The organism is Haloferax prahovense DSM 18310, assembly GCF_000336815.1.
GTDB lineage: Archaea > Halobacteriota > Halobacteria > Halobacteriales > Haloferacaceae > Haloferax > Haloferax prahovense.
Map to the genome: position 1 here is coordinate 234,875 of NZ_AOLG01000047.1, position 9,221 is coordinate 244,095.

The 9,221-nt window shown below is 64.0% G+C and carries 19 protein-coding genes; all 19 read left to right on the forward strand.

The features are described 5' to 3' along the window. Positions 1-2: 2 nt before the first annotated feature. The 19 genes from C457_RS13030 to C457_RS13120 are packed head-to-tail and all read left to right on the forward strand — an operon-like array spanning position 3 to position 9,218. Positions 3-425, forward strand: a complete 423-nt coding sequence (locus C457_RS13030) for a 30S ribosomal protein S19 (protein WP_008095287.1) — start codon at positions 3-5, stop codon at positions 423-425. A gap of 3 nt (positions 426-428) precedes the next feature. Continuing rightward, positions 429-890 (forward strand): 50S ribosomal protein L22, encoded by a 462-nt coding sequence (locus C457_RS13035; RefSeq protein ID WP_004042608.1) that lies wholly within the window; start codon positions 429-431, stop codon positions 888-890. Then, positions 890-1,801, forward strand: coding sequence for a 30S ribosomal protein S3 (locus tag C457_RS13040; protein WP_008095290.1), 912 nt, complete (start codon positions 890-892; stop codon positions 1,799-1,801). Before C457_RS13035 ends, C457_RS13040 begins: the two co-directional genes overlap by 1 nt. Beyond that, positions 1,802-2,014: a 50S ribosomal protein L29 gene (gene rpmC, locus C457_RS13045; protein WP_004062417.1), complete on the forward strand. Its 213-nt coding sequence runs from the start codon at positions 1,802-1,804 to the stop codon at positions 2,012-2,014. Between the two features lies 1 nt (position 2,015). Next, positions 2,016-2,447: a ribonuclease P protein component 1 gene (locus C457_RS13050; RefSeq protein ID WP_008095291.1), complete on the forward strand. Its 432-nt coding sequence runs from the start codon at positions 2,016-2,018 to the stop codon at positions 2,445-2,447. Further along, positions 2,438-2,782, forward strand: coding sequence for a 30S ribosomal protein S17 (locus C457_RS13055; protein WP_042663561.1), 345 nt, complete (start codon positions 2,438-2,440; stop codon positions 2,780-2,782). The genes C457_RS13050 and C457_RS13055 overlap by 10 nt, the downstream gene beginning before the upstream one ends. Further along, positions 2,782-3,180, forward strand: a complete 399-nt coding sequence (locus C457_RS13060; protein ID WP_004974917.1) for a 50S ribosomal protein L14 — start codon at positions 2,782-2,784, stop codon at positions 3,178-3,180. Before C457_RS13055 ends, C457_RS13060 begins: the two co-directional genes overlap by 1 nt. 1 nt (position 3,181) lies before the next feature. Next, positions 3,182-3,538 carry a 50S ribosomal protein L24 gene (gene rplX, locus C457_RS13065; RefSeq protein ID WP_004974918.1) on the forward strand — a complete coding sequence of 119 codons (357 nt, stop codon included), beginning with the start codon at positions 3,182-3,184 and terminating at the stop codon, positions 3,536-3,538. After that, on the forward strand, positions 3,535-4,278 hold the full coding sequence (locus C457_RS13070; protein ID WP_008095292.1) for a 30S ribosomal protein S4e: 744 nt from the start codon (positions 3,535-3,537) through the stop codon (positions 4,276-4,278). The genes rplX and C457_RS13070 overlap by 4 nt, the downstream gene beginning before the upstream one ends. After that, complete coding sequence (locus tag C457_RS13075) at positions 4,275-4,793, forward strand: 50S ribosomal protein L5 (RefSeq protein WP_004974920.1); 519 nt, start codon at positions 4,275-4,277, stop codon at positions 4,791-4,793. Before C457_RS13070 ends, C457_RS13075 begins: the two co-directional genes overlap by 4 nt. Beyond that, positions 4,790-4,966 carry a 30S ribosomal protein S14 gene (locus tag C457_RS13080; RefSeq protein WP_004042587.1) on the forward strand — a complete coding sequence of 59 codons (177 nt, stop codon included), beginning with the start codon at positions 4,790-4,792 and terminating at the stop codon, positions 4,964-4,966. Before C457_RS13075 ends, C457_RS13080 begins: the two co-directional genes overlap by 4 nt. Positions 4,967-4,969: 3 nt before the next feature. Next, entirely contained in the window at positions 4,970-5,362 is a 393-nt protein-coding gene (locus C457_RS13085; RefSeq protein WP_004042581.1) for a 30S ribosomal protein S8, read from the forward strand. 4 nt (positions 5,363-5,366) lie between these two features. Further along, positions 5,367-5,903, forward strand: coding sequence for a 50S ribosomal protein L6 (locus tag C457_RS13090; protein WP_008095296.1), 537 nt, complete (start codon positions 5,367-5,369; stop codon positions 5,901-5,903). After that, a complete protein-coding gene (locus tag C457_RS13095; RefSeq protein ID WP_008095298.1) occupies positions 5,903-6,610 on the forward strand; it encodes a 50S ribosomal protein L32e in 708 nt (235 codons plus the stop codon). Before C457_RS13090 ends, C457_RS13095 begins: the two co-directional genes overlap by 1 nt. Further along, positions 6,610-7,065 (forward strand): 50S ribosomal protein L19e, encoded by a 456-nt coding sequence (locus C457_RS13100; protein ID WP_008095301.1) that lies wholly within the window; start codon positions 6,610-6,612, stop codon positions 7,063-7,065. The genes C457_RS13095 and C457_RS13100 overlap by 1 nt, the downstream gene beginning before the upstream one ends. Next, positions 7,065-7,619 carry a 50S ribosomal protein L18 gene (locus C457_RS13105; RefSeq protein ID WP_004969595.1) on the forward strand — a complete coding sequence of 185 codons (555 nt, stop codon included), beginning with the start codon at positions 7,065-7,067 and terminating at the stop codon, positions 7,617-7,619. Before C457_RS13100 ends, C457_RS13105 begins: the two co-directional genes overlap by 1 nt. Continuing rightward, positions 7,616-8,260, forward strand: a complete 645-nt coding sequence (locus C457_RS13110; protein ID WP_049905066.1) for a 30S ribosomal protein S5 — start codon at positions 7,616-7,618, stop codon at positions 8,258-8,260. The genes C457_RS13105 and C457_RS13110 overlap by 4 nt, the downstream gene beginning before the upstream one ends. Further along, a complete protein-coding gene (locus C457_RS13115) occupies positions 8,260-8,724 on the forward strand; it encodes a 50S ribosomal protein L30 (protein WP_008095305.1) in 465 nt (154 codons plus the stop codon). Before C457_RS13110 ends, C457_RS13115 begins: the two co-directional genes overlap by 1 nt. Next, positions 8,721-9,218: an uL15m family ribosomal protein gene (locus tag C457_RS13120; RefSeq protein ID WP_004974953.1), complete on the forward strand. Its 498-nt coding sequence runs from the start codon at positions 8,721-8,723 to the stop codon at positions 9,216-9,218. Before C457_RS13115 ends, C457_RS13120 begins: the two co-directional genes overlap by 4 nt. Positions 9,219-9,221 lie beyond the last annotated feature (3 nt).

Genomic DNA, 9,221 nt, shown 5'->3' on the forward strand with positions numbered 1-9,221 from the left:
CCATGAGTACGCAATACCGCACCGGCCGCGAAGGTGAGTTCACCTACCGCGGCTACACGCTCGACGAGCTGCAGGACATGGAGCTCGACGAGGTCACGGAACTGCTCCCCGCTCGTCAGCGGCGAACCATCACCCGAGGCCTGTCGGCCGAGCACGAGAAACTGCTCGCGAAGGCTCAGGACAAGACGGAAGAGGAGACGGCTAACACGCCGATTCGAACGCACCTGCGTGACATGCCGATTCTCCCCGAATTCGTCGGTCTCACCTTCGCCGTCTACACCGGCCAGGAGTTCGAACGCACCCAGATTCAGCCCGAGATGATCGGTCACTACCTGGGCGAGTTCCAGCTGACCCGTAGCTCGGTCGAGCACGGTCAGGCCGGTATCGGCGCGACCCGGTCTTCGAAGTTCGTGCCCCTCAAGTAAACCATGGGAATCAACTACAGCGTCGAGGCCGACCCGGACACCACGGCCAAGGGGATGCTCCGGGACCGGCCCATCAGCATCAAGCACAGCAAGGCCATCTCCCGAGCCATCAAGGGGATGCCCGTCGCCGACGCAGAGGAGTACCTCGAAGCCGTCATCGACGGCGAGCGGTCGGTTCCGTTCAAGCAGCACAACTCCGGTGTCGGTCACCGAAGCGACATCGACGGCTGGGACGCGGGACGGTACCCCGAGAAGGCGTCCAAGGCGTTCCTCGAACTCCTCGAAAACGTTCGCAACAACGCGACCGAACAAGGGTTCGACGGACCGGCCATGGAGATCAAGCACGTCGCCGCCCACAAGGTCGGCGAACGTCAGGGTCGCAAGCCCCGCGCCTTCGGTCGGGCGGACCCGTGGAACACCCCAATCTGTGACGTCGAACTCATCATCGAAGAGGTCGAGGAATAATGGCTGACGAACACCAATTCATCGAGAACGGACTGCAGCGGTCCCAGATCGACGAGTTCTTCGCAGAAGAGCTCGGCCGAGCGGGCTACGGCGGCATGGACGTCGCCAAGACGCCGATGGGCACCCAGATCGTGCTCAAGGCCGAAAAGCCCGGGATGGTCATCGGGAAAGGCGGGAAGAACATCCGTAAGGTCACCCGCGAACTCGAAGAGCGATTCAACCTCGACGACCCCCAGATCGACGTGCAGGAAGTCGACGAGCCGGACCTCAACGCCCGGATCGTCGCCGACCGCCTCGCCAACGCGCTCGAGCGCGGCTGGTACTTCCGTAAGGCGGGCCACACGACCATCGACCGCATCATGGACGCCGGCGCCCTCGGTGCCGAAATCGTCCTCTCCGGTAAGGTCACGGGCGCTCGCTCCCGCGTTGAGAAGTTCAACCGCGGCTACATCAAGCACAACGGCGAGCCCGCACAGGAGATCGTCGACGAGGGCCAGGGCGTCGCAGTCATGAAGCTCGGCACCATCGGCGTGACGGTCAAGATCATCCCGCCGGGTGCGAAGCTCCCCGACGACTTCGAAGTCGAGGAAGACGCGAACCCCGAAGCGGTCGAACAGATCGAAGAGACCGAGAGCGTCGAGGACCTCCTCGAAGAGGAGCCGGAGGAGGTTCCGGACGTCTCCGAGGAGGCCGACGCCGAGACGGACGCAGTCGACGAAGACGTCGTCGAGGAAGCGGCCGTCGAAGCGGTCGAAGAAGAAGTCGTCGACGAAGCCGACGACGAGGACGACGAAGCGGTCGAGGAAGTCGTCGACGACGACGAAGAACTCGACGAAGACGTCGCCGAAGAGGCGGCCGACCTCGTCGCGGAGATGGAAGACGACGACGAAGAAGAAACGGAGGAAGAATAAATGGCGATCCTCTACACCGAAGAGATTCGCGACATGACGCCCGCAGAGCGCACCGCCGAGCTCGAAGAGCTCGAGACGGAGCTGCTCAACGCGAAGGCCGTGCAGGCCGCGGGAGGCGCGCCGGAGAACCCCGGCCGCGTCTCTGAACTGAAGAAGACCATCGCCCGAATCAAGACGATTCAGGGCGAAGAAGGCGACCTCGACGAAGAATAAAATGCCACTTACACCCGAGACCCTCACGCGACACGAGCTCAACGGCCTCCACGTGGAGGTCGTCGACGCGGCGAACCCCGACCTCGTCGGGATAGCCGGTCGCATCGTCGTCGAGACGATGCACACGCTCATGGTCGACGACGGGTCCCGGGTGCGGCAGGTGCCGAAACGAGGGGCGACCTTCGAATTCGAGATTCCGCGTACAGATGAAGCCGCCGGCGCCGCGAAGGCGTCGGGGACCGCGTCCAAACTTCGGTCGGATACTACTGGCGGATTTGATGCCAGTCAGTCTGATCGGCTCGCCGACTCATCATCGGCAGCTTCCCCTTCAGGGAATTGCGAGGGCGCGGCCTACGTTACGGTGGATGGCGCACAACTGCTCTCACGACCCGCCCTGCGCACCGAAACTACAGGTGACTCGAAATGGCGATAGGACTTGACGTTCCAATGCCTCCGGAACCTGACGATTCCGAGGCTTACGACTACGAAAAATGTCCGTTCTACGGCTCGCTCTCCGTCCGGGGTCAGACCCTGGAGGGGACAGTCGTCTCGACGGACATGGCAAAGACCGTCATCGTCGAGCGGGAGTACGACGTATTCGTTCCGAAGTACGACCGCTACATGAAGCGACGTTCCCGCATCCCGGCACACGTGCCGGGCGTGCTCGACGACGTCGCTGTCGGTGACGAAGTAACGATTGCGGAGACCCGACCTCTCTCGAAGACGAAATCCCACGTCGTCGTCGAGATTATCGGAGGTGACGAGTGATGGAAGCGCTCAAAGCGGACATCACCAAGGGTGTCGCCCGTGGCTCGCTGGTCACGTGCGCCGACAACACCGGCGCTCGTGAACTGAAGATTATCAGCGTCGCGGGTTACTCCGGCACGAAGAACCGCCACCCCAAGGCAGGCATCGGGAACAAGGTGACCGTCTCGGTCACCAAAGGTACCCCCGAGATGCGCCGCCAGGTGCTCGAAGCGGTCATCGTCCGCCAGCGGAAATCCATCCGCCGGCCCGATGGCACGCGTGTGAAGTTCGAGGACAACGCCGCCGTCATCATCGACGAGATGGAAGAGCCTCGCGGGACCGAAATCAAGGGTCCCGTCGCACGCGAAGTCGCCGAGCGCTTCGGGAGTATCGCATCGACGGCTACGATGATTGTATAGTATGACTCGACAACCGCGCAAACAGCGAACCCAGATTCGCGACGCGCCGCTCCACGAGCGGCAAAAGCAGGTCCGCGCACCGCTGTCGGACGACCTCAGCGAGGAGTACGGCAGCCGTAACGTCCGCGTCAACGCGGGCGACACGGTCGAGGTGCTCCGCGGCGACTTCGCCGGCGAAGAAAGCGAAGTCACCGAGGTCGACCTCACCGACGCCGTCATCTACGTCGACGGCGTCACCGTTGAGAAAGCCGACGGCGAGGAGGTCCCACGCCCCCTTCAGGCCAGTAACGTCCGCGTGACGGAACTGGACCTCGAAGACGACGTGCGCGAGGCCCGACTCAAGGAGGATAACGAATGACTCGACACCAGAAGCGACTGTCCGTACCGAAGTCCTGGCCGGTCGAGCGCAAGACAGGCACGTTCACGGTCAAGGCCGGAGCGGGTCCGCACGGCGAAGAGGGGGTTCCCCTCCTCATCGTCCTGCGCGACGTGCTCGGCTACGTGGACTCGAAAAAGGAGGCCCAGTACGCCCTCAACCACCAGAGCATTCTGGTCAACGGCGACGTGGCCTCCGACGTCCGCCGTCCTATCGGGATGTTCGACATCCTGGCGTTCGTCCAGCGAGAGGAGTACTACCGCGTCTTCCCCGACGAGGGAGGCCGCCTGGCGCTGACCCCCATCGACGCCGACTCGGCATCCAGCCGTCTCGGTAAGATCGTGAACAAGACGCAGGTCGGCGGTGGCGACTTCCAGCTGACGCTCCACGACGGGGCGACCCTCATCGTCGAGGACGCCTCGGAGTACAGCGGCAAGGACTCCATCGTCGTCGACAACGAGACGAAGGACGTCGTCGCGCACTTCCCCTACGAAGAAGGCGCGCTCGTCACGGCCGTCAACGGGCGGCACTCCGGCGAGATCGGCGAAATCACCGAGATTATCGTCACGCCCGGAAGCGGAAACAACTCCGTTGTCGTCGAGACCGAAGACGGCGAGTTCGAGACGGTCGAACAGTACGTCGTCGTCATCGACGAGAACTTCACGGGTTCGGACGACGAGTCCGAAGCACGTCAGGCTACTGACGGCGGTGATGACGAATGAGCGAGGCTGACTTCCACGCGATGCGCGACCCGCGCATCGAGAAGGTCGTCGTCCACATGGGCGTCGGCGAAGGTGGTCGCGAACTCGCGAAGGCCGAGGACATCCTCGAGGAGATCACCGGTCAGGAGAGCGTTCGCACGATCTCCGGCCGCGCCTCGCAGGACTTCGGCGTCCGCCGCGGCGAACCCGTCGGCGCGAAGGTCACCCTCCGTGGTGACACCGCCGTCGAGTTCCTCGAAACCGCACTCCCCATCGCGGACCTCTCCGTCTCGTCGTTCGACCAGACGGGCAACTTCGGCTTCGGCGTCGAAGAGCACACGGAGTTCCCGAGCCAGGAGTACGACCCGCAGATCGGTATCTACGGGCTGGACGTGACGGTCAACCTCGTCCGCCCCGGCTACCGAGTGAAAAAGCGCGACAAGCGTTCCCGTCAGATTCCGTCGTCCCACCGGATGACCGTCGAGGACGCCGTCGCGTTCATCGAGTCCACGTTCGACGTGGAGGTTGAAGAATGAGCGATAGCGAAACAGAACAGACGGGCGAGCACGCATCCCGCCGCACCGGCCAGGAGAACGAGTGCCGGCGCTGCGGTCGAAAGCAGGGACTTGTCAGCAAGTACGACATCAACCTGTGCCGCCAGTGCTTCCGAGAGATCGCCCGCGAGATGGGATTCAAGAAGTACCGATAAGCAATGGCTGACAACGACCCACTCAGTAGCGCTCTCTCCGGTGTGGACAACGCCGAGAGCGTCGGACATCTGTCCCACGAGATCCAGCCCGCCTCCAACATCATCGGCTCCGTCCTCGAGGTCTTCTACGACCGCGGGTACATCGACGGCTTCGAGTTCGTCGACGACGGCAAGGCCGGTCTGTTCGAGGTCGAACTGAAAGGCGCAATCAACGATTGTGGCGTCGTCAAGCCCCGGTATTCCGCCGGAGCCGACGACTTCGAGAAATGGGAGAAGCGATTCCTCCCCGCCCGTGACTACGGCGCGCTCATCGTCACGACGAGCCACGGCGTCATGAGCCATTACGAGGCCCGCGAGAAGGGCATCGGTGGCCAGATCATCGCCTACGTCTACTAGAACAATGAGCCGAATAGAAATCGAAACCCCAGACGAGGTATCCGCCGAGGTCAAAAACCTCGAGCTCACCATCGAGGGCCCCAACGGAAGCGTCACCAAGCGCCTCTGGTACCCGAACGTCTCGGTCTCCGCCGAAGACGACGCTATCGTCATCGAGAGCGACGTCGAGAACGCGAAGACCAACGCGACCATCGGTACCTTCGAGAGCCACGTGAACAACATGCTTCACGGCGCGACCGAGGGGTGGGAGTACAAGATGGAAGTCCACTACGCTCACTTCCCGATGCAGGTTAGCGTCGAAGGCAGCGACGTGGTCATCAAGAACTTCCTCGGCGAGAAGTCCCCGCGACGAGCGCAGATTCGCGGCGACACGGACGTACAGGTCGACGGCGAAGAACTCACCCTGACGGGCTCCAACAAGGAGGACGTCGGGCAGACCGCCGCCGACATCGAACAACTCACCCGCGTCAAGGACAAGGACACTCGCGTGTTCACCGACGGCGTGTACATCATCCAGAAACCGCAGACTGGTGATGCCTAATGTCGGAAGCAATCACCGAACTCGAAGACATCAGCGGCGTCGGCCCGTCGAAGGCCGACGCGCTCCGCGAAGCCGGCTTCGAGAGCGTCGACGACGTACAGGCCGCGAGCCAGTCCGAACTGGCCGAGGTCGACGGCATCGGTAACGCGCTCGCCGCGCGTATCAAAGCCGACGTCGGTGGCCTCGAGGTCTCCGACGAGGCCGAGGCCGAAGTCGAAGACGAGTCCGAAGCCGAGCCAGAGGAAGAGGAAGCCGAAGAGGTCGAGACGGAGCTTCAGCCCCGCGGTCACGCGGACAAGAAGCCCCAGCTCGACGAGGAAACCGCGGAAGCCCTGGCGCAGAAGCGCCGCGAGGGCAAGCCGCAGTTCAATCGGCAGGACCACCACAAGAAGAAGCGCACGCCCACGTCGTGGCGTCGCCCCCGTGGTGGGCTCTCCAAACAGCGTATCGGCATCAAGGGCAAGGGCCCCAAGGTCGAGGCGGGCTACCGCACGCCGAAGGCCGCCCGCGGCCTACACCCGTCGGGCTTCGAGGAGGTCCGCGTGTTCAACACGGACGACCTCGAAGGCATCGACGGCGATACGCAGGCAGTTCGCATCGCCTCCTCGGTCGGCGCGCGCAAGCGCGAGCGTATCGAGGAAGCGTGTGAGGACCGCGAGATTCGCGTCCTCAACCCCACCTACGTCGAAGTCGAGGTGGACAACTGATGACGGACCTCAAAGCGCAGAAGCGAATGGCGGCCGACGTCCTTGACGTCGGCAAGGGTCGAGTTTGGTTCGACCCAGAGGAACAGGCCGAAATCGCGGAGGCCATCACGCGCGAAGACATCCGTGAACTCGTCGACGAGGGCACGATTCGCGCCAAGGACGCCAAGGGCAACTCGAAGGGTCGCGCACGCGAGCGCGCCGCCAAGCGTTCCTACGGTCACCGCAAGGGTGCCGGCTCCCGCAAGGGCCGTTCCGGCGCTCGACAGAACAAGAAAGACGCATGGGTCAGCCGAATCCGCGCCCAGCGCCGTCGCCTGAAGGAGCTTCGCGAGGACGGAACGCTCGACCGTTCCCAGTACCGCTCGCTCTACAACAAGGCGTCCGGTGGCGAATTCGATAGCGTGGACCGGCTCGAAGCGTACATTCAGAACAACTACCAGGTGGAGATTCAATAATGGCGACCGGACCACGATACAAGGTTCCGATGCGGCGTCGCCGCGAAGTCCGGACCGATTACCATCAAAGGTTGCGCCTGCTGAAATCGGGCAAGCCCCGCCTCGTTGCTCGCGTGAGCAACAAGCACGTCAGGGCGCAGCTGGTCACTCCGGGCCCGCAGGGCGACGAGACCCACGCTGCAGCGACCTCTGCCGACCTCGACGAGTACGGCTGGGAAGCCCCCACGGGCAACCTCCCGAGCGCGTACCTCACGGGGTATCTGGCAGGTAAGCGGGCGCTGGCCGCCGGCGTCGAGGAAGCGGTCCTCGACATCGGCCTCAACACGGCCACGCCCGGAAACAAGGTCTTCGCGGTGCAGGAGGGTGCTATCGACGCTGGCCTCGAAATCCCCCACAACGACGCAGTACTCGCTGATTGGGACCGCAACCGCGGTGTCCACATCGCCGAGTACGCAGAGCAGCTCGACGAGCCGCTCTACAGTGGAGACTTCGATGCCACGAACCTCCCCGACCACTTCGACGAAGTGCTCGGGAACCTTCAGGAGGACGAATGAGCAGAAATAACAACGGCTGGGAGCCGCGAACGCGGCTCGGCCGCATGGTGCAGAACGGCGACGTCACGTCGATGGACCAGGCGCTCGAGACGGGACTTCCGCTCAAGGAACCCCAGCTCGTCGACCAGCTCCTTCCCGGACTGGACGACGAGGTGCTCGACATCAACATGGTCCAGCGCATGACCGACTCCGGCCGCCGGGTGAAGTTCCGGTGTGTCGTCGCAGTCGGGAACCGTGACGGCTACCTCGGCTACGCTGAGGCCCGCGACGACCAGGTCGGCGGTGCCATCCAGAAAGCCATCGAGGTGGCGAAACTGAACATCATCAAGGTAGACCGCGGCTCGGGGTCGTGGGAAGACCGCGCAGGCGGCCTCAACTCCCTCTCGCGCAAGGCAGAGGGGAAGGCCGGCTCCGTGACGGTCCGCATCATCCCCGCCCCGCAGGGTCTCGGCCTCGCGGCCGCAGAGACCGTCCGGAACATCCTCGAACTCGCCGGCATCCAGGACGCCTGGACCAAGAGCGACGGGAACACCCGGACCACGGTCAACCTCGCGAAGGCGACCTACAACGCGCTCAAGAACGCGTCGCAGTCCCGTACGCCCCAGCGCGCTCGTGAAGTGCGTCAGGAGGTGCGCGAATAATGCAGGCTATCGTTCAGCTTCGCGGTGAAGTCAACATCGCACAGGACGTCCGCGACACGCTCACGATGCTCAACATCCACCGCGTGAACCACGCGACGTTCGTGCCGGAAACGGACGCCTACCGCGGGATGATCTCGAAGGTCAACGACTTCGTCGCGCACGGCGAGCCGAGCGTCGACGTCGTCGAGACCCTCATCAGCACGCGCGCCGAGCCCGAGCAGGGCGACGGCGACATCACCGACGAGTGGGTCTCCGAGAACACCGACTACGACGACGTGGCCGCGCTCGCGCAGGCCATCGTCGACGAGGAGACGACGCTGCGAAAGCAGGGCGTCTCGCCCGTGCTCCGTCTGCACCCGCCGCGCGGCGGTCACCGCGGACAGAAGCACGTCACCAAGGAAGGTGGCCAACTCGGAAAGCACAGCACCGAACAGATCGACGAGCTCCTGGAGGACATGCGATGACGTCCAAGAAGCGACGCCAACGCGGTTCCCGCACGCACAGCGGCGGTACGCACAAGAACCGACGCGGTGCTGGTCACCGCGGCGGTCGCGGCCGCGCCGGACGCGACAAACACGAGTTCCACAACTACGAGCCGCTCGGCAAGCACGGCTTCAAGCGACCGGACGTCCTGCAGGACGACGTCGCCGAAGTCAAGATCCAGAAGCTCGACGAGGACGCGGCGCTCCTCGCGGCCGACGGAGTCGCCGAGAAGGACGGCGACACCTACACCATCGACGCCCGTGACGTGGCCGAGGACGGCTGGGAAGCGGACGTCGTGAAGGTGCTCGGTGGTGGGCAGGTTCGTAACGAACTGCACGTCGTCGCCGACGCCTTCACCGCCGGTGCCGTCGAACTTATCGAAGAGGCGGGCGGCAACGCCGAACTCTCCGAACGCGCCGAAGAAGCGGCGGAGGCCGAGGAATCGGCCGACGCCGACGAGGACGACGAGGAATAAATC

Excerpts from the sequence above, each read along its gene's own strand:
- C457_RS13030 (WP_008095287.1), top strand. The coding sequence starts at position 3 with ATGAGTACGCAATACCGCACCGGCCGCGAAGGTGAGTTCACCTACCGC.
- C457_RS13035 (WP_004042608.1), top strand. The coding sequence starts at position 429 with ATGGGAATCAACTACAGCGTCGAGGCCGACCCGGACACCACGGCCAAG.
- C457_RS13040 (WP_008095290.1), top strand. The coding sequence starts at position 890 with ATGGCTGACGAACACCAATTCATCGAGAACGGACTGCAGCGGTCCCAG.
- rpmC (WP_004062417.1), top strand. The coding sequence starts at position 1,802 with ATGGCGATCCTCTACACCGAAGAGATTCGCGACATGACGCCCGCAGAG.
- C457_RS13050 (WP_008095291.1), top strand. The coding sequence starts at position 2,016 with ATGCCACTTACACCCGAGACCCTCACGCGACACGAGCTCAACGGCCTC.
- C457_RS13055 (WP_042663561.1), top strand. The coding sequence starts at position 2,438 with ATGGCGATAGGACTTGACGTTCCAATGCCTCCGGAACCTGACGATTCC.
- C457_RS13060 (WP_004974917.1), top strand. The coding sequence starts at position 2,782 with ATGGAAGCGCTCAAAGCGGACATCACCAAGGGTGTCGCCCGTGGCTCG.
- rplX (WP_004974918.1), top strand. The coding sequence starts at position 3,182 with ATGACTCGACAACCGCGCAAACAGCGAACCCAGATTCGCGACGCGCCG.
- C457_RS13070 (WP_008095292.1), top strand. The coding sequence starts at position 3,535 with ATGACTCGACACCAGAAGCGACTGTCCGTACCGAAGTCCTGGCCGGTC.
- C457_RS13075 (WP_004974920.1), top strand. The coding sequence starts at position 4,275 with ATGAGCGAGGCTGACTTCCACGCGATGCGCGACCCGCGCATCGAGAAG.
- C457_RS13080 (WP_004042587.1), top strand. The coding sequence starts at position 4,790 with ATGAGCGATAGCGAAACAGAACAGACGGGCGAGCACGCATCCCGCCGC.
- C457_RS13085 (WP_004042581.1), top strand. The coding sequence starts at position 4,970 with ATGGCTGACAACGACCCACTCAGTAGCGCTCTCTCCGGTGTGGACAAC.
- C457_RS13090 (WP_008095296.1), top strand. The coding sequence starts at position 5,367 with ATGAGCCGAATAGAAATCGAAACCCCAGACGAGGTATCCGCCGAGGTC.
- C457_RS13095 (WP_008095298.1), top strand. The coding sequence starts at position 5,903 with ATGTCGGAAGCAATCACCGAACTCGAAGACATCAGCGGCGTCGGCCCG.
- C457_RS13100 (WP_008095301.1), top strand. The coding sequence starts at position 6,610 with ATGACGGACCTCAAAGCGCAGAAGCGAATGGCGGCCGACGTCCTTGAC.
- C457_RS13105 (WP_004969595.1), top strand. The coding sequence starts at position 7,065 with ATGGCGACCGGACCACGATACAAGGTTCCGATGCGGCGTCGCCGCGAA.
- C457_RS13110 (WP_049905066.1), top strand. The coding sequence starts at position 7,616 with ATGAGCAGAAATAACAACGGCTGGGAGCCGCGAACGCGGCTCGGCCGC.
- C457_RS13115 (WP_008095305.1), top strand. The coding sequence starts at position 8,260 with ATGCAGGCTATCGTTCAGCTTCGCGGTGAAGTCAACATCGCACAGGAC.
- C457_RS13120 (WP_004974953.1), top strand. The coding sequence starts at position 8,721 with ATGACGTCCAAGAAGCGACGCCAACGCGGTTCCCGCACGCACAGCGGC.